The organism is Alteribacillus iranensis (assembly GCF_900113025.1).
In the GTDB taxonomy this organism is placed as follows: domain Bacteria; phylum Bacillota; class Bacilli; order Bacillales; family Marinococcaceae; genus Alteribacillus_A; species Alteribacillus_A iranensis.
Genome location: NZ_FONT01000002.1, coordinates 19861 through 36918, shown reverse-complemented (window position 1 = coordinate 36918; position 17058 = coordinate 19861). Strand labels below are relative to the sequence as shown.

18 protein-coding genes are annotated in these 17058 nt (G+C 42.4%); 9 read left to right on the top strand and 9 right to left on the bottom strand.

Annotation, left to right across the window (positions count from 1 at the left end):
- Window positions 1-159: 159 nt before the first annotated feature.
- The 4 genes from BM095_RS04315 to BM095_RS04300 all read left to right on the top strand — a co-directional run bounded on the left by BM095_RS04315 (window position 160) and on the right by BM095_RS04300 (window position 4667).
- On the top strand, window positions 160-1833 hold the full coding sequence (locus BM095_RS04315) for an SLC13 family permease (protein WP_091658044.1): 1674 nt from the start codon (window positions 160-162) through the stop codon (window positions 1831-1833).
- Window positions 1834-2103: 270 nt separating this feature from the next.
- Window positions 2104-2334: a hypothetical protein gene (locus tag BM095_RS04310; protein ID WP_091658042.1), complete on the top strand. Its 231-nt coding sequence runs from the start codon at window positions 2104-2106 to the stop codon at window positions 2332-2334.
- Between the two features lie 202 nt (window positions 2335-2536).
- Window positions 2537-3220, top strand: coding sequence for a response regulator transcription factor (locus tag BM095_RS04305; RefSeq protein WP_091659736.1), 684 nt, complete (start codon window positions 2537-2539; stop codon window positions 3218-3220).
- Window positions 3207-4667 carry a HAMP domain-containing sensor histidine kinase gene (locus BM095_RS04300; RefSeq protein WP_245757806.1) on the top strand — a complete coding sequence of 487 codons (1461 nt, stop codon included), beginning with the start codon at window positions 3207-3209 and terminating at the stop codon, window positions 4665-4667. The genes BM095_RS04305 and BM095_RS04300 overlap by 14 nt, the downstream gene beginning before the upstream one ends.
- A gap of 5 nt (window positions 4668-4672) precedes the next feature.
- Here BM095_RS04300 and cobT read toward each other — a convergent pair whose 3' ends face one another.
- Together cobT and BM095_RS04290 are read right to left on the bottom strand one after the other, a co-directional pair.
- A complete protein-coding gene (gene cobT / locus BM095_RS04295; protein WP_091658039.1) occupies window positions 4673-5719 on the bottom strand; it encodes a nicotinate-nucleotide--dimethylbenzimidazole phosphoribosyltransferase in 1047 nt (348 codons plus the stop codon).
- A gap of 329 nt (window positions 5720-6048) precedes the next feature.
- Window positions 6049-6621: a thioredoxin family protein gene (locus BM095_RS04290; protein ID WP_091658035.1), complete on the bottom strand. Its 573-nt coding sequence runs from the start codon at window positions 6619-6621 to the stop codon at window positions 6049-6051.
- A 184-nt stretch (window positions 6622-6805) separates the two neighbouring features.
- On the opposite strand from BM095_RS04290, the gene BM095_RS04285 reads away from it, so the two are divergent.
- Window positions 6806-7378: an NAD(P)/FAD-dependent oxidoreductase gene (locus tag BM095_RS04285; RefSeq protein WP_091658032.1), complete on the top strand. Its 573-nt coding sequence runs from the start codon at window positions 6806-6808 to the stop codon at window positions 7376-7378.
- Window positions 7379-7482: 104 nt separating this feature from the next.
- Here the strand turns inward: BM095_RS04285 and BM095_RS04280 are convergent, their stop codons facing one another.
- A complete protein-coding gene (locus BM095_RS04280) occupies window positions 7483-8499 on the bottom strand; it encodes an LLM class flavin-dependent oxidoreductase (RefSeq protein ID WP_091658029.1) in 1017 nt (338 codons plus the stop codon).
- Window positions 8500-8650: 151 nt separating this feature from the next.
- Between BM095_RS04280 and BM095_RS04275 the strand changes: the two genes are divergently transcribed.
- Entirely contained in the window at window positions 8651-9598 is a 948-nt protein-coding gene (locus BM095_RS04275; protein WP_091658027.1) for an agmatinase family protein, read from the top strand.
- Window positions 9599-9759: 161 nt separating this feature from the next.
- On the opposite strand, the gene BM095_RS04270 is transcribed toward BM095_RS04275, so the two are convergent.
- Window positions 9760-10290: a nitroreductase family protein gene (locus BM095_RS04270; protein ID WP_091658024.1), complete on the bottom strand. Its 531-nt coding sequence runs from the start codon at window positions 10288-10290 to the stop codon at window positions 9760-9762.
- Between the two features lie 197 nt (window positions 10291-10487).
- Window positions 10488-11039, bottom strand: a complete 552-nt coding sequence (locus BM095_RS04265; RefSeq protein ID WP_091658022.1) for a GbsR/MarR family transcriptional regulator — start codon at window positions 11037-11039, stop codon at window positions 10488-10490.
- Window positions 11040-11337: 298 nt separating this feature from the next.
- On the opposite strand from BM095_RS04265, the gene BM095_RS04260 reads away from it, so the two are divergent.
- From BM095_RS04260 to BM095_RS04250, 3 genes are all read left to right on the top strand, one after another.
- The gene (locus tag BM095_RS04260) at window positions 11338-12537 is read left to right on the top strand and encodes a quaternary amine ABC transporter ATP-binding protein (RefSeq protein ID WP_091659730.1); all 1200 of its coding nucleotides are present in this window, start codon (window positions 11338-11340) and stop codon (window positions 12535-12537) included.
- Complete coding sequence (locus BM095_RS04255) at window positions 12530-13378, top strand: ABC transporter permease (RefSeq protein ID WP_091658020.1); 849 nt, start codon at window positions 12530-12532, stop codon at window positions 13376-13378. The genes BM095_RS04260 and BM095_RS04255 overlap by 8 nt, the downstream gene beginning before the upstream one ends.
- A gap of 79 nt (window positions 13379-13457) precedes the next feature.
- A complete protein-coding gene (locus BM095_RS04250) occupies window positions 13458-14432 on the top strand; it encodes a glycine betaine ABC transporter substrate-binding protein (protein ID WP_091658017.1) in 975 nt (324 codons plus the stop codon).
- Window positions 14433-14551: 119 nt separating this feature from the next.
- Here BM095_RS04250 and moaD read toward each other — a convergent pair whose 3' ends face one another.
- From moaD to BM095_RS04230, 4 genes are read right to left on the bottom strand one after another with little or no spacing between them, the layout of a single operon-like run.
- Window positions 14552-14785: a molybdopterin converting factor subunit 1 gene (gene moaD / locus BM095_RS04245; RefSeq protein WP_091658014.1), complete on the bottom strand. Its 234-nt coding sequence runs from the start codon at window positions 14783-14785 to the stop codon at window positions 14552-14554.
- Entirely contained in the window at window positions 14778-15254 is a 477-nt protein-coding gene (locus tag BM095_RS04240; protein WP_091658011.1) for a molybdenum cofactor biosynthesis protein MoaE, read from the bottom strand. Before BM095_RS04240 ends, moaD begins: the two co-directional genes overlap by 8 nt.
- Window positions 15251-15703 (bottom strand): molybdopterin-guanine dinucleotide biosynthesis protein B, encoded by a 453-nt coding sequence (locus BM095_RS04235; protein ID WP_245757805.1) that lies wholly within the window; start codon window positions 15701-15703, stop codon window positions 15251-15253. Before BM095_RS04235 ends, BM095_RS04240 begins: the two co-directional genes overlap by 4 nt.
- Before the next feature lie 32 nt (window positions 15704-15735).
- Complete coding sequence (locus BM095_RS04230; protein ID WP_091658006.1) at window positions 15736-17028, bottom strand: molybdopterin molybdotransferase MoeA; 1293 nt, start codon at window positions 17026-17028, stop codon at window positions 15736-15738.
- Window positions 17029-17058: the final 30 nt, after the last annotated feature.

The window sequence follows — 17058 nt, the reverse complement described above, 5'->3', positions numbered from 1 at the left end:
TTCATTATAAATACATATTATCATGTAATATGTTTGTAATAAACATTAGGATAGTCGGATTTTTAAAAGGTTAATAGGGAATATATAGGCGGATGGACGATCAGTTTTAATTTTATTATGGTAGGTAATGGTATTCCATCAAGAAGGGAAGGATTATTCATGTTTAGAGAGCTATTGGGGACTAGCTGGAACAACCTATGGTCATCCCATAACCAGGTGAAACAATTATTAACTTTTTCATTTGGCCGCGATAAAAGAGAGAATTCACGTATTCTTCGGCCTGATACGGCGGTGGGAAGTGGTCCAGGAGGGCCAGGCGGAAAAGGTCCTGATGGAGGTAAGAAGAGACCCGCTTACACAAAAGCACAACTTGTTGGTCTCATACTAGGTCCATTACTATTTCTTATAACCATGTTATTTTTCCACCCTGAAGGACTAAGCGGGGAAGCAAGAGCAGTTCTTGCATCGACACTGTGGATTGCGACTTGGTGGATTACAGAAGCTATCCCTATTCCTGCAACATCATTATTACCTATAATTTTATTGCCTATTACAGGAGCTCTGGATGGCGATACTGTAGTCTCTTCTTATGGTAATGATATTATATTTCTTTTTTTGGGTGGTTTTTTTATTGCGGCTGCCATGGAGAAGTGGAACCTTCACAAGCGAATGGCTTTAACTATTATTGGCCTTATTGGGACAAGCACTCGAAAGATTATATTAGGATTTATGATAGCCACCGGATTTTTATCTATGTGGGTATCTAATACAGCTGCTGTTATGATGATGGTGCCCATTGGACTAGCTATCACATATCAAGTTAGTGAAGCGCTGAAAGGGGAAGAAGCGAAAGAGCTGCCTAAGTTTGAAAAGGCTATTATTTTTGGTATCGGTTATTCAGGAACGATAGGTGGCCTTGGGACACTGATCGGAACACCACCGAACATTATTTTAGCGGGAACGGTGAATCAGTTGTTTGGAGTGGAAATCACATTTGCGAGTTGGATGCTGTTTGCCGCACCACTGGTCTTTATTCTTATTATAAGTGCGTGGATGTACTTGACTCGTATAGTGTATCCATTGAATCTTCAACAGCTCCCTGGTGGAAGAGAGCTGATTCAAAGAGAAAAGTCAGCACTTGGTACCATTACTTATGAAGAGAAAGCTGTATTAGGAGTCTTTTTGTTTGCGGCTTTCATGTGGATTACTCGAACGTTCATCTGGCAAGATATCGTGGGCGTTCCCAGGATTAGCGACGGAATTATAGCAGTGACTGCGACTGTGTTGCTTTTCTTAATCCCTGCCAAAAAAACGGAAGCCACGAAAATACTAGAGTGGCACGACTCAAAAGAGATACCTTGGGGCATTTTATTGCTTTTTGGCGGTGGTCTCGCCATTGCGTCAGGATTTAGTGAAACCGGTCTCTCTAATTGGATTGGGGAGCAATTGACGATACTAGAAGGAATGCAGTTTATTGTTATTGTTTTAGTGGCTACTACGATTGTATTGTTCTTGACTGAAATCACTTCCAATACGGCTACAGGGACGATGATTCTACCAGTGGTGGCATCCTTGGCTCTTGCGCTGAATGTACATCCTTATGCTTTAATGGTTCCCTGTGCGATGGCGGCTAATTGTGCATTCATGCTTCCTGTTGGTACACCACCAAACGCCATCATTTTTGGAACCGGGAAATTAAAGATTATTGAGATGGTGAAAAATGGGTTTTGGCTGAATATCTTGGCTGTTATTTTAATTGTTCTTGCTGTGACATTCTACCTTCCAGGAATTTGGGGGATTGATCTGCAACACGTTCCATTATCGTTCCGTTGAACTACCTAACACTTAGCTAATGATTGAAGTCAGGGCTTCCTACGAACACAATTCTAATCATGAGATATTAAGCAGGCTACTATTAGTAGTCCCTAAGGTGATGTACGCTGGACTTTCCACTCGTCCGACTCCGTTTGATTTTCGCTAATTTAATTGAAAAAAATTTTGTATTGACATTAATCTGACATATAAGGATCGTAAAGTAAGAATTGTGATCGGGAGATGACCGATCCGCACACCATCCCATACACATTACAGGAGGGAAGAGAGGTGCTGCTGGAAACGAAAACCTCAAGTAGAAGATCGATGACGATTACGGAACTGGAAAAGAAAGCTGCGGAACTTGATATCGACACAAGGTACAAAAATGTCTATGAAGTAGCAAGAGAAGTGAAAGAAGTCGAAATGAAGATCGATGCTGCGAGACTTGGTATTTCGACAGACGGTAAAGACTTGGATACCCTTGCATTAGACATCCGCAAGGCTAGAGGTAAGCTTTAGATCCTGTTACATTAAGGCGTGTTCCCCCCACAAACTGCCTTAAAAGTACAACCCTAAGCCAGGGCATATTGCTTATATAACACCATACTTGGTTTCTCTTTTTCATAAAACCCCCCTATTTAAATAGCGGAAATCCCTGAAGCGGAATCAGGGGTTTCCTTTTTGTATAATGAGAAAAAGGATGGAAGGGAGTGATGGATTAGTGGCCACTATTTTATTAATTGAAGATGAAGTTGCTATTAGCAAAGTGATCAAAGCATATATGGAAAAAGAAGGATATCAAGTCAAAGCAGTTTTTCACGGTAATGAAGCAATTCCTGCATTTGAAGAAATACAGCCAGACTTGGCTTTAGTTGATGTGATGCTTCCAGGAAGGGATGGCTGGGGCATTTTAGAGGAGATTCGGGAGAGGAGTGCTTGTCCGGTTATTATGCTCACTGCCTTAGGGGAAATAGATAACCGGTTAAAAGGGTTCGACAGCGGAGCTGATGATTATATACCAAAGCCGTTTGATCCGGAAGAGGTAGTTGCTCGTACAAAAGCTGTTCTTCGTAGAAGCGGGCCTTCCATTATAGAAGAAGATGTGAACCAATATGGAAGATTACACATCAATCAAAAAGCGCATACCGTTAAACTAAATGGCATAGAGGTTCCATTTACTCCAAGAGATCTATCTTTGCTCTTGTTTTTAGCTAGACATCCAAATCAAACATTTACTAGAGAGCAGCTCATTGAACATGTTTGGGGAATCGACTATGATGGCAGTGACCGGGCGGTCGATTTATCTATTAAACGTATTCGTAAATCGTTAAAGAATTGGCCGGAGAATGAAGGTCAAATAAAAACTATTCGTGGATTGGGGTACCAGTTCTGTGTATATAAGTAACAAGTTTCAGAAAGAGACAGCGGAGAAAACAACGAGTCAAAAAAAGATATCATTGCTTCGTTATTGGACGACCCGCTATTTTATTACACTTGTCATTGGATTGCTGGTAGTTGCTTTTTTATCTGTCCTGTGGATCCGTCACACGAACTTGGAAAATAGGTTGAACATGACTCAATATCTAGTCCAGGAAGTGGCAGACCGATTTGTAGAAGAACGTTCAGGTAATACTGTTCCACAGGAAGGAATCCTGGAATACATGGAACAGAGAAAAGCTCTGCTGGAATCAGAAATAGATCCTATTATTTATGTCGTGAATGCGGATGGACGTGTCATTGCTAATCCATTTGAACGGAACCCGTTTACAGAAGAATATTTCCCCCTTCCTTTATTACGGGCAGAGCATGACACACACAAACTTCAGTTAGAGAACGGAGATCAGTCCTACATTGTAAAAACACCGATTGATGCAGGAGGGGTAACAGCAGGCTTGGTTGTGGCTATTCAATCCGCTCAAGAGTTAACGGAAATGAATGAAGAGTATCGATTGTTGGCCATATTAGTTGTGGCATTAGCACTTATTGGCTGGGCAACCATTTATTTTCTGTCCAAACGGTTAACAAGGCCCATCGAGCAGGTAGCATCAGCTGCCAAGCATGTAAAAGAAGAGAATTACGACTTTACCCTTCCTGAACATATGAGAGAGCAAGAAGTATATGAACTTGTTCATTCCTTTAAGGAAATGGCAGGAAGGCTGCAACAACTGGAATTATTACGGTCTGAAATGATGGCAGGTGTGACGCATGAGCTAAAGACTCCGATAACGTCTATGACTGGGCTCATTCAAGCTGTAAGGGATGACGTCGTCACAGGTGAAGAAGCGAAAGAATTTCTCAATGTATCCTTGAACGAAGCGAACCGTTTAAAAACGATGGTGGCGGATCTATTGGAGTTTAATTCATTTACAGCTAGGGCGGTCCCGATGAAAACAGAACGTCGTGAAATAAATGTATTATTGAAAGAAATTATGTATCAATGGGAAGTCGCTAACGATGAAGAACATCTCCATGTTTCAAAAGAGCTGCTTCCACACTCGGTCTACGTAGAAGTGGATGCCATTCGAGTACAACAGATCGTTGTCAATTTGATGAACAATGCAAAGCAAGCATTAGAAGGAAAAGGGAGTATTCACGTTTCTTTATATCTTAAGAAAGAAAATACGGTTGAAATAAATGTGATGGATAATGGGGAAGGAGTGGCAGAAGAAGAAAAAGATCTTATTTTCGAACGGTTTTTCCGAGGAGGAGAGAAGAAATATCATACCCATGGGTTAGGATTAGGGCTGCCTTTTAGTAAAATGATGGCTCGGAGCATGGGAGGAGATCTTTTACTAAAAGAAAGCAGCCCCGGGCGCACCATCTTTACATTTCAGTTGCCAGTTTATGAATGAAAGGATTAATAGTTCTCTAAGTCGCGGAAAGTTGCCATGTCTTTCACCATAGCGCAAGCCGCTTTAAGGATAGGAAACGATAATGCAGCCCCCGTTCCTTCTCCTAATCGCATGTCTAGCTCGAGAAGCGGCTTTTGAGTCAACAGTTGAAGAGCGACATCGTGACCCGGTTCAGTCGAACGATGTCCCACAAACATATATTCAGCGGAGTTAGGATGAAGTGCCTTCGCAACTAGGGCAGCGGTGGAGCTAATGAAGCCATCCAGTATTATGGGTGTTCTTTGTGAAGCCGCAGCTACCATAGCACCAGCCATCGCCGCTATTTCAAGTCCTCCAACTTTTGCTAATACATCGAGAGGGTCGTCTCGGTTTATTTTTCGGTTCTTTAATGCTTGGGTTATGACGTGCTGCTTATGTTGAACGCGATCTTTCGTCAGACCGGTGCCCATTCCTGTGACCTCAGAAATTGGCTTTTTGCTCAGAGCGGCGATGACAGCACTGCTGGACGTCGTGTTTCCTATTCCCATCTCCCCGAGGATAAGACATTTTACACCTTGATCTGTAATCATTTTCTTTCCTTCTTCATATCCCGCATCCAAGGCTTTCATTGCTTCTTTTTTCGTCATCGCATCAAGGTGTAGAAAGCTTTCCGTGCCGTGTTTAACTTTTCTCGAGATCATCCCCTCTGCGTTCATTTCGGTAGCCATTCCAATATCAACTAGTCGAAAATGAGCATCGATTTGGTCCGCAAACACGTTGATGGCGGCACCGCGATGCAAGAAATTTTGAGCCATTTTTGCTGTGATTTCTTGAGGAAAAGCAGAGACCCCTTCGTCGACAATGCCATGGTCAGCCGCAAATACAAGGATTCCTGGCGGGGACACGTCCGGGAAAGGGGAAGCAGTCATAGCTGCTAAATCAGTTGCAATGGTTTCAAGCCGACCAAGACTTCCTGGAGGCTTAGTTAAATGATCGATGTATGTTGCCACCTGTTTTTTGATATTTGTATCCGGTGATGGAATATGTACATTTAAGCAATTTTGCGTAGTCATTTGGTGTCTCCTTTATGTGTTCTCTCGAAAATAAAATAGATAATAGTAGTTTATACACGAAATATGTGTTGTGTCTCCCGAGATGCCAACACAGACTTCCTTCTAAAAACGTAAGCTGGATTTTTCTGTACAACGGGGCTGTATCAAAAGGGAGACATATTCATATTTAATAGGCGGCGTCGTCTTCGGCGAAAAGCGTCCGCCGATAGCAAATCTCATTTTGCGTTCAAAGCAACAAGTATTGAAGAGAACAGCCATTTTCTAAATCTAATGTCTCAACTAAATAGTATCTTTTGATACAGCTCATTTCGATCACGTTGACAGCAAATTTAAAGTTGTAAAAGCTGGTTCGTTAGTTCATAGACAACTAATTTTTGGTAGTCTCCATTCTTTCCGTAGCGTGCAAAAATACCTTCATAGGCTTTCTGACGTTCTTCATCTAGTACAGGATTATCTGCGTCAAGGTTAAGCTGTTTAAATGCAATCATCGGTTCTTGTATATATGCCGGACGTGGTCCCCAGCTAAAAAGAACATCTCCTTCTTGATTGGTGAGAATCACTTTTGGAACAGAGCGCCCGCCCATAGTAAGAAACTGTTCCATTAAGTCATCGTGCTCTTCCATGATAAATATTTCTGTCGGAATTTCAGCTTCTTTCATAACTTCCAAAATAGGACCGAGGTTGCGATGGACGTCACCACACCAATCTCCTGCAAGGATACTGCACTGTATATCCTCTCTTTGCTTCAAGGGTGCGATCGCTTCTCGGTTGTGGGCTTCCCACGTAAATAAGTTGTAATAGCGGTCAAGTGTTTCTTTGTATTTTGGCCTCATTTTTTCAATGAAAGACTCTGGGGTTATCCCTTTTCCAAGTTTACTGTGTATATTTGTACTAGATAGCATGATTATCCCTCCTCGCTATTATTTTAACATTTGTCAGAAAAAAGTCATGGAAGGAAGATTTAGCGAAGGAAGTATAGAAGCAGAATTGTTGCTGTCCCGACTCGTTGTCGATAAAATGGAACATGGAATAGTAAAAAGATTCTATCTTTGCATAAAAATAGGAACTAGGAAAGGATGAAGTGTAGTGTACGATATAATCGTTATTGGAGCAGGGCCAGCGGGAGCCAGTGCTGCTATTTACACGGCAAAAGCAGGGAAGAAAACACTTGTACTAGAAAATGACCAAAGTGTAACGAAGCCGGCGTGGATTCGAAACCATTACGGGGCACCGGATATTGATGGGCCGGAATTGTTAAAAGTCGGACAAGAACAGGCGAAATCATTCGGGGCTGAAATTGTTAGTGAAGAAGTCACCGAGGTTTCTAATGAAGGAAATGGGCAAGTGAAAGTGAAAACAGAGAATAATGAGTATGAAGCGAAGTATGTTATTTTAGCCACGGGTAATTCTGCAAAGCTTGCAGAGGCCTCTGGAATTACTACGAAAGAAGGCACAGAGCCACGTATCAAAACAATAGTAGATGCGGATAATGATGGCCGTACTAGTATGGAAAATGTATGGGCCGCAGGTGTGACAGCAGGTGTTAGTGTACATACTATTATCACAGCAGGAGACGGAGCGAACGTAGCTATAAACATTCTTTCTGAAATGAATGGCGAGCGTTACGCGGACCATGACATGTTAAAAGACAAAGAATAATAATCAAAACCAGGCGATAGAGAAGGATCTCTATGAGCCTGGTTTTTATGTGACTGCGGAAAAGTGAAATATCAAGTCACCTGGCGGGCCTACACGCTTCTCCTCTACAGCGAATCACTTTCCGCTCTTAAATCAAATGTTTCAGCAAGTAGTTCATAAGAATGTAGTTTGTCTTCAAAATCATACACGTTGGTGATAACCATGATTTCATCTGTTTGGTAAGCATCGGCTAATTGTAAAAGCTTTTTCTTGACTTGGTTGGGCGAACCAATGACGGTACGTTGCCGGTTTTCTATTATTCGTTTCTTATCCGCTGAAGAAAGTGGAATTCGTTTTGCTTCTGCGATGGATTTTACTTTTGTGCTTCTACCTTTTTCGACTGCTAATAACCACAAATCCTGGCTAATAGCGATTTTTTCCGCTTCTTTTTCTGTTTCGGCACATATGACAAATACACAAGCATTTACTGCAGGTTTGGGCATGCGTTCAGATGGTTGAAAGTGCTCGAGATACGTTGCTATCGCTTCCTGCCCTTGATGAGGATGGATGAAGTGTCCGTAAGTGAACCCTGTACTGTTATGGGCGGCATGTTTGGCGCTGCGGCTGGATAGGCCAAGTACCCATGTCGCAGGGAGAGTTTTCGTAACGGGAGATGTTTTGATTTTGCGATAATCATGCCCTATAGGAAAATTGTTATCAAGAAAGCCTTGTAATTCAGTCAGTTGTCGTGGAAATTCAATTAAATTCTTTTTTATGCCGTCGGTTAGAGCAAGCCTTATTGTCTCCCCACCCCCTGGGGAACGACCGACACCAAGGTCAATTCTTCCTGGAAATAAGGCTTCTAGTAGTTTGAAGTTTTCAGCCACTTTATAAGGGCTGTATTGGGGTAATAGCACACCCCCTGAGCCGAATCGAATACGTGTAGTCATTGTTGCCAGATGAGGGATTAATACCTCTGGCGATGTAGAGGCAAGCCCGCTCGTACTATGATGTTCTGCTACCCAATATCTGGTGAAACCAAGTTGGTCTGCAACTTTGGCAAGACGCCGTGTGTTTTCTAAAGCCTCGGCTGTATCTGACCCCTCAGAAATAGGAGATTGATCAAGAATACTTAATTTCAATAGGAATCCACCTCATTTATATTGTCTACCCTTATTATTGTAGAAGGTGAAGAGGAGATGCAACGATATTGCGCAATGTTTAGCAAGTGTCATAAAAGGAAATGGTTAAGTTAGACCTATAGTCGAAGGTTATGAATGAAGGAGCGATACGATGGCTGACGAATTCGTTTATGGAAATACACCATGTTTTTTGAACAGTAAAAAGATACATTCAAAAGAAGATGCAGAAGAGGTAGATGCTGTGATTTACGGGGTTCCTTGGGAAGGAGGCGTCACATGGGGAAATTACACAAGTTGTGAAATGGGTCCAAAATCAATGAGGCTTGCTTCCGGCCGGTATTCAGGATTTCTCCCAGAGCTTGATGGTATAGACGTTTTTGAACATATGGCACTTGGGGACATGGGCGATGTAACAATCAATTGGAATGATCCCGAAGAGACGATGGATCGTATTACACGTTTTACAAAAGAGCATCTTTGGAGTCGGTCTGTTTTCCCTATAGGATTGGGTGGCGACCATAGTATAACCTATCCGATTATTAAAGGACTAGTGGAAGAGAGAAAAAAGAAAGTAGGGATCATCCATCTCGACGCTCATTATGATAACGCGATGACTTTTGGAAATGATAAATATGCTCGAAACACACCATTTGCCCGTCTATACGAATTGGACGGTGTCAGAAATGAAAGTCTCATTCACACTGGAATTCACGGACCAAGAAATAAACCCGAAAGTGGGAAGTATGCGAACGAAGCAGGAGCCGTAACGATTACAGTTCGAGATATCCGAGAGTGTGAGGACATCTATCAAATGGCAGATCATATTTATAAAAAAGCCAGCAAAAACGTGGATGTCGTATACTTATCTATTTGCAGTGATATTCTTGATTATGCGTTTAATCCGGGAGGTCCCCCTGATGCAAATGGACTCACTTCCTATGAATTATTGACATTAGTACATGAATTTGGAAAAAAAGGAATCGTTGGTATGGATTTTGTGGAAGTATATCCCGAAACCGATGTCAATCAATTTTCCGCTCATCTCGCATCAACTATTATATTGTATGCGCTAGCAGGGGTTGTGAAGAGTGGAAGTTAGGGTGTGTCGCGTCTTAACACCGTAAAGGTACGTTAAAGTAACCGGAATCATTGTCTTGCCAAAAAACCGGATTGAAACAAATGAGAGGAGATTCCTCGTCTGAAGTAATGAAATAGACTGCCTCTAAGAAAGTAAAAAGATAGAGACAGTCTTAGCCCCTTTTATTTTCTCTGGTAGCTTTCATAATAAATAAGTTCACTATTTTCCGGAGGCTCTTTAGAACCGGGATGAGCCGCTGGATATCCAAGACCGATAATCGCAAGAATTCGAGTATCCGATGGAATGGACAGCGCTTTTCTGACAAAGTCTTCTCGTATTTTTGACTCTTTCTCATCGTGCGCATGATAAACGGCACCAAATGCTGCTCCGAGTCCTTGGTCAACTGCGGATAACCAAATGTAACTGCAAGCAATCGATGCATCTTGCAGCCAATACTTACTCACGTCTGGGCGACCTGTGACGACAATCGCAGCAGCTGCTTCTTTTAACCAAGGCATGAATGGAGTAGTTCCCTCTAGATGGTGTAGTCTCTCCTTCTCACGTACAACAATAAATTCACGGGAAGGAAGGCCGTTTCCGCTAGGGGCGAGAAGTGCGGCATCTAAAATGTTACGCAATGCATGATCGGGGATGGCATCATTGGTATATTGGGTAATTTCTCTTCGTTCCCGTATAAGCTGATTAAATTCCAAGAGTAGATCTCCTTTCCTTATAGGATAAATAGGGATTAAATAAATTATAACACACCTTACATATATAAGGATTTACACATAGTATCAAAGTTTTTGTCATAGGAGGGGCACAAGGGTATGAAGAGGAGACCTTGTCCATACCTAGAAACAGGAGGACACTAAGTCGACCTCCTCCTGTCTGATGATAGCTCCATTGCTCATTTTTTGGGGATAATATCGAAAATTCCTCCATTTTCAAAAAGGTTAATGACCTCATTCAGCCAACTATAGTAGCGAACCGCTTGATCTAATATCTCAAGGTCCTTTTGAATCTCTTCTCGTAAAGAGCCCTTTCCTGTTATTTGAAAAAGAAATTCTAATTCGGATTTAGCTTTCACTGCCGCATTCTTGTTTTTATCCGTAGACTCTCGCCACCGGTTAACAAAAATAGAAGTAAACGATTTATACCAATCATCGTCCGTCTGATATAAGTCTTTTCTTACACCTTTTTCCCAAACGCGTGATAACATGCCAGCTTCTGTTAATGAGCGAACCCCTGTACTCATACTTGTTTTGCTCATTTCTAATGCTTGACTCATATCATCGAGTGTCATTGGTTTATCCGAAAAGAGAATGGTGCCGTATAACCTTCCATTGGTCTCGCTTAATCCGTATAAGTCCATATTTTGAGCTATGGAAGAAATGAAATTGTGGCGCGTATCGTGAAGCTTCTGACGACCTTCTGTTTCTTCGCTCTCTAGATGTTCCATGATGTGGGCCTCCCTTTGCCAATAAATAGAGGGATATATTTTTAGGTCTATCCTAATACAATCACCAAAATTTTAACAAAATAATATAAACCGTCCAAATCGAATATGTAGAAGGAAAGGTTACGAAATGAGGAGGAAATTGTCGATATTGCCTAATAAAGTTTGTACGGTAAAAACTGTACGTACGAAACGAACAATAAGAAGTTCACATGACGTTTGATACTTTGTTACTACTCGCGTATAGTAAAATGGGTGTTTGATCAGTACGGAAAAAAACGGATTGTAGAGGTGTTGAATGGTGGCCAAAATTGAAGTGGAAGGCCTGACCAAAATTTTTGGCAAAAAGCCGAAACGGGCTTTAGAACTTTTACAAAAAAATAAAACCAAAGATGAAATTTTGAAGGAAACAGGTAATACAGTAGGTGTAAATCGTGCGTCCTTCTCGGTGGAAGACGGCGAGATATTTGTAATTATGGGTTTATCCGGCAGTGGTAAATCAACATTAGTTCGTTTATTAAATCGGCTAATAGAGCCAACAGCTGGAAGCGTGTGGGTAGATGGAGAAGATCTATCAACCATGGATGAAAAAACACTGCGCGAGACACGCAGGAAGAAAATGAGCATGGTGTTTCAGAAATTCGGACTGTTCCCTTTCCGTACTGTTCGCAGCAACGTAGAGTACGGTTTAGAGATTCAAGGGGTCAGTCAAGAAGAAAGAAAGGAAAAAGCGATGACTGCATTGGAGCTTGTCGGCTTGAAAGGATACGAAGATATGTATCCGAATGAGTTATCAGGTGGAATGCAGCAACGGGTCGGTCTTGCACGAGCACTTACCAATGATCCCCAAGTGCTTCTCATGGATGAGGCTTTTTCCGCTTTGGATCCATTGATTAGAAAAGAAATGCAAGATGAACTGATGGATTTGCAAGAGAATATGAAGAAGACGATTATCTTTATTACCCACGATTTAGATGAAGCTCTTCGAATCGGGGACAGAATTGCGCTTATGAAGGACGGATCGATTGTCCAAGTAGGAACCCCGGAAGATATCCTAATGAATCCTGCCAATAATTATGTAGAGAAGTTTGTGGAAGATGTCGATCGTTCGAAGATCCTGACAGCGCATCATATTATGAAGAGGCCGGAAACCATTGACATTGATAAACACGGCCCTCGGGTAGCTTTAGAGCGTATGAGACAGGAAGGGTTATCGAGTATATATGTAGTCGATAGAAAACGTAATTTAAAAGGGTACGTAACAGCCGATGACGCTTCGGAGGCACGCAAGAAAGATATTAGAGATTTACAAGAGATTTTAACAACAGATGTTCCAACAGTGACGAAGGATACACCAATGCATGATATTTTTAATGCTATTTACGATTCTTCCGTACCGATCGCTGTTGTAGAAGATGGTAAGTTAGCTGGCATTATCGTTCGTGGTGCGGTAATTGCTGCGCTTGCGAGTGATAGTGAGGTGACATTAGACCATGCTTGATTTTATGAAAAATGTACCTGAATTACCGATAGCAGATTGGACGAGTAACTTTACGGATTGGCTTACAGATACGTTTGCTTTCCTATTTGACCCGATAAAAAATCAATTTGGCGATTTTATGGAATTCACAGCGGATAAGTTAGCTGCGATTCCTCCAGTAATTGTTATACTTATCGTAGCAATTTTGGCGTTTTTTGTGTCAGGTAAAAAATTCGGACTTGCTGCGTTTTCGATTGTCGGCTTGTTACTGATTTACAACCAAGGATTATGGGAAGAGTTAATGTTTACTTTCACGCTTGTTTTGATAGCGAGTGTGCTGTCTGTAATTATTGGTGTACCAATAGGAATTCTGATGTCAAAGAGTAAGACAGCTGAGACCATTATCACTCCAGTACTGGATTTCATGCAGACGATGCCGGCTTTTGTCTATCTCATTCCAGCAGTTGCTTTCTTTAGTATCGGCATGGTGCCGGGGGTGTTTGCATCTCTCATATTTGCAACCCCGCCGACTGTGCGTTTGACTAATCTTGGGATAAGACAAGTGCCTACAGAGCTCGTGGAAGCATCTGAAGCTTTCGGTAGCACAGCCTCTCAGAAATTGTTTAAAGTGGAACTTCCTATGGCGAGGTCAACCATTATGGCTGGCGTTAACCAAACAGTTATGTTAGCTTTGTCTATGGTTGTTATTGCTTCGATGATCGGTGCACCTGGTTTGGGAAGAGAAGTGCTTTCCGCCTTGCAGAGAGCTCAAGTAGGTACTGGGTTTGTAGCGGGACTCGGTATTGTTATACTCGCTATTATTATTGACCGCTTCACACAAAACGTAAACAAATCAAAATAGGGGTGAAACTTACCAGCTGCACATCCTTCAGCTGGTAAGTAAACCATAGATATTATTAACTAAAGGGGGATATTTTACAATGCGTAAATTTAACTGGAAACGTCTTAGTGTAGCAGCTGGACTATCTTTTACTCTCGTAGCAGCAGGCTGCGGAGGCGGAGAAGAATCTGGAGAGGAAGGTTCTGAAGGAGGAGAACAAACGACGGAAGAAACGTCTGAGGAATCCGGTGGAGAATCTTCTGAAGGCGGTGCAGCTTACGGTGAAGAGCTTGACTATACGATTACTGGTATCGAACCTGGTGCCGGCGTAGTACAAGCCTCTGAAAATGCAACAGAAGAATATGAAAGCTTGGCAGGATGGGAAGTAGAAACATCTTCAAGCGGTGCAATGGCTACGGCGTTAGGAGAAGCGTTTGATAACGAAGAACCTATTGTTGTGACAGGTTGGAGCCCTCACTGGAAATTTGAGGCGTATGATTTGAAATACTTAGAGGATCCACAAGGGGTCTTTGGTGAAGCAGAAGAAATTAAAACAATGGTTCGTGAAGGCCTTGAAGAGGACTTGCCAAATGCTTATACAGTTCTTGATCAGTTTGAGTGGAGTGAAGATGATATGAACTCTGTTATGCTCGAGATCAATGAAGGCGCTACCCCTGAAGAAGCAGCAGAGAATTTCGTAGAAGAGAATCAGGATGTCGTTGACACTTGGACAGAAGGTGCAGAAGAAGTAGACGGTAAAGAAATCGAGCTCGTGTATGTAGAGTGGGATACAGAAGTTGCCTCTACGAATGTAGTAGCTAATGTTCTTACTGATCTAGGATTTGACGTAACGATTACTCCTCTTGATAATGCGGTAATGTGGGAATCTGTTGCGAATGGTGATGTGGACGGAATGGTAGCTGCATGGCTTCCGGCTACACACGGGGATTTGTATGAACAGCATAAAGATAATTTAGTAGATTTAGGTGCTAACTTAGAAGGTGCTAAAATTGGGTTGGTCGTACCTGAATATATGGATGTCGACTCTATTGAAGACCTTGATCCAGCAAATTAATCAAAAACCGGACATGGGCATGAAAGCCTTTGTCCGGTTTTATTGTTCTTAAGAAAGCATTAAAATTTGTGTTATATTCAGCTTTAAACAGTCTTGGCTAGACCAGGCGTTCCTCCATCTCACCCTCCGCTAACGGGGGGAATAAGGGCAACGGTGTCTCCTTCTGATAATAAAGCGGAGTCATCTGTGTAATTTTCATTGATTGCGGTCATCGTGTTAGAAAGCGAGGTTAAACCATATTCTTTTTCCAACCATTGTTTCAACTCAGCTACCGACATATCAGATTGCGGAACAGTAAGGCTATCCGTACCTGCTTCTTCTTGAAGGCGGGCGAACAGTAATACTTTAACCATGGTGTGCTCCTTTCTGAGGGGCACCTTCTGGATAAGGAACCTTTTCTAGCTGATCGCCTACCCAAGTAGTGCCATCCTCCCAATACTCTTTTTTCCAAATCGGAACAATTTGCTTAATTCGCTCGATAATGTACTCGTTTGCTTCATATGCTGCTTTACGGTGAGGAGAAGAGACTGCGATCACAACAGCTGTCTCCGTAATTTCTAACGTGCCCACACGATGAGTAATGGCTGTTGTTACTCCGGGCCACTTGTTGCTAACTTCTTTGTCAATTTCAGCGAGCATTTTTTCAGCCATACTTTTATACGCGTGATACTCTAAGCGGATAGTTTGTTTTCCCTGAGTAAATTCTCTTACGGTTCCCATAAATGTCGTAACCGCACCGCATTCTCGGCGGATCACTTTTTGAATAACATCCTCTGTTGAAATTGGCTCCTCAGTAATGAGGAAACGTTTTTTTTCAGTCATACTGAACTCATCACCTTTTGATAGATATGTTTGGGTGTATGTGGATCGTCCATACGATAGAACGGGAATTCGTTCATGTAACAGGCTATAGAACTTGGTCCCACAGCACAAAATATATTGGAGCATTCCGATAACAAGTGAAGGTCATGTTTGTCTCTAAGAAGCACCACTTTTGGATAATCCTCTCTCTTATACCCTTCTACAAAAATGATGTCCGGCTGAAACTGGCGGTACAGATGGAGGAGATCTGCGAGGGACCAGCTTTCTTGGACGGCCTGTAAATACAACTGCCCGTCCCCTTCGACAGAGGAAAGGAAGGCACCGGCACGACTGTGACGGGAGCTGTCAGTAGGAGGGAAGTCGTTTGCTGGATACCCTCCATGTCCATGATGTTTGATAGTAGCCGCCTGCAAGCCATCTTGGGCGCTGAAGTGAATTAATTTTTCCATCAGGGTAGTTTTCCCGCTGTTTTTATGTCCTACTATCTGTAGGATGGAACAATGTTGCTCCAAGGCCATTCACTTCCTTTATGGTCTTCGAGGAAAAGAACATCAACCGACATTCCCTTTTCATATCCTCTCGTCCCACCTGGGAGCACAATAAAGACATCTGCTTGTGAAAGGGAAGTGACCGAACCTGATTTGTCTAAACCGGTAGGAACGGCAGTATATTGGCCATCAGTGTCTATTATGGAAGCTCTTACAAAACGAGTAAATGGATTTGGTTTAGGAAAGTCACTTCCTAACACTGCTTTTGTTTTTCGTAGGTGCGGCGTCTGGGAACTTAAGGAATGGCGGATAACCGGTCGAGTAAACACTTCAAAACCTACGTAACAAGCAGATGGGTTTCCGGATAAGCCATAAATAAGTTTATCGCCGACGGCCGCTACTGTGGTCACGCTTCCTGGCCGCATTGCCACTTTATTAAATAAAACAGTTGCGTCCAGGCTTTCAAGAATGGCAGGGACATAATCAAAGTCGCCAACAGAAACACCGCCCGTTGTTATGAGGATGTCTACTTCGTCAAGGGCGTCTCGAACCGCTTGTAGACATTCTTCAAAATCATCCTGTAGCTTTCCTAAGTACTTCGCTTCCGCACCCGCTTTTTTTATTTGAGCTAACATCATATAAGAGTTACTATTACGAATTTTTCCCGGAGATAGTGGCTCGCTCACATCGAGTAACTCACTTCCGGTTGCGACCACCCCAACGACAGGCTTTTTCGCAACAGGAACCTGATTGTATCCAAACGTAGCTAATAAAGCATTCACACCAGGATTGATGCACGTCCCTTTTTGGACGAGCGGGGTTCCTTTCTGAGTGTCTTCTCCTTGGAAAGAAATGTTATCTCCTTCTTGTAAAGACCGTTTTACTTCAATATAGGGCTTACCATTCTCCATGAACTCATGGACGAGCTCGAGCATGATGACAGCATTACAGTCATCAGGAATTTTTGCCCCCGTCATAATACGAACGGCTTGATTATGTGTGACGTGTCCTTCAAATACATCTCCCGCACCTATTTCGCCAATGACTTCCAAGGTAACAGGGTTCTCTCTGGAAGCCTCCGATGTATCACCGGCAATAATAGCAAAACCGTCATAAGGGGAACGGTCGAAGGAAGGAACGTCATGATCAGCGATTAAATCTTCAGCGAGATATCTACCATATGCCTCTTCCACTGAAACCCATTCTTTTTCAGGTGGTTTGGTGTGCTCCATTACTCGTTCTACTGCCTCTGAAATGGGAAGAGGAGTTCTTTTTTCTACTGTCATTCTGCTATTCCTCCTTTACTGCGATGTTAT

What these genes read in the sequence shown, in the direction of transcription:
- BM095_RS04315 (WP_091658044.1), top strand. Translation starts at nt 160, where the DNA reads ATGTTTAGAGAGCTATTGGGGACTAGCTGGAACAACCTATGGTCATCC.
- cobT (WP_091658039.1), bottom strand. Translation starts at nt 5,719, where the DNA reads ATGACTACGCAAAATTGCTTAAATGTACATATTCCATCACCGGATACA.
- BM095_RS04290 (WP_091658035.1), bottom strand. Translation starts at nt 6,621, where the DNA reads ATGCTATCTAGTACAAATATACACAGTAAACTTGGAAAAGGGATAACC.
- BM095_RS04275 (WP_091658027.1), top strand. Translation starts at nt 8,651, where the DNA reads ATGGCTGACGAATTCGTTTATGGAAATACACCATGTTTTTTGAACAGT.
- BM095_RS04265 (WP_091658022.1), bottom strand. Translation starts at nt 11,039, where the DNA reads ATGGAACATCTAGAGAGCGAAGAAACAGAAGGTCGTCAGAAGCTTCAC.
- BM095_RS04255 (WP_091658020.1), top strand. Translation starts at nt 12,530, where the DNA reads ATGCTTGATTTTATGAAAAATGTACCTGAATTACCGATAGCAGATTGG.
- BM095_RS04250 (WP_091658017.1), top strand. Translation starts at nt 13,458, where the DNA reads ATGCGTAAATTTAACTGGAAACGTCTTAGTGTAGCAGCTGGACTATCT.
- moaD (WP_091658014.1), bottom strand. Translation starts at nt 14,785, where the DNA reads ATGGTTAAAGTATTACTGTTCGCCCGCCTTCAAGAAGAAGCAGGTACG.
- BM095_RS04240 (WP_091658011.1), bottom strand. Translation starts at nt 15,254, where the DNA reads ATGACTGAAAAAAAACGTTTCCTCATTACTGAGGAGCCAATTTCAACA.
- BM095_RS04235 (WP_245757805.1), bottom strand. Translation starts at nt 15,703, where the DNA reads ATGGAAAAATTAATTCACTTCAGCGCCCAAGATGGCTTGCAGGCGGCT.
- BM095_RS04230 (WP_091658006.1), bottom strand. Translation starts at nt 17,028, where the DNA reads ATGACAGTAGAAAAAAGAACTCCTCTTCCCATTTCAGAGGCAGTAGAA.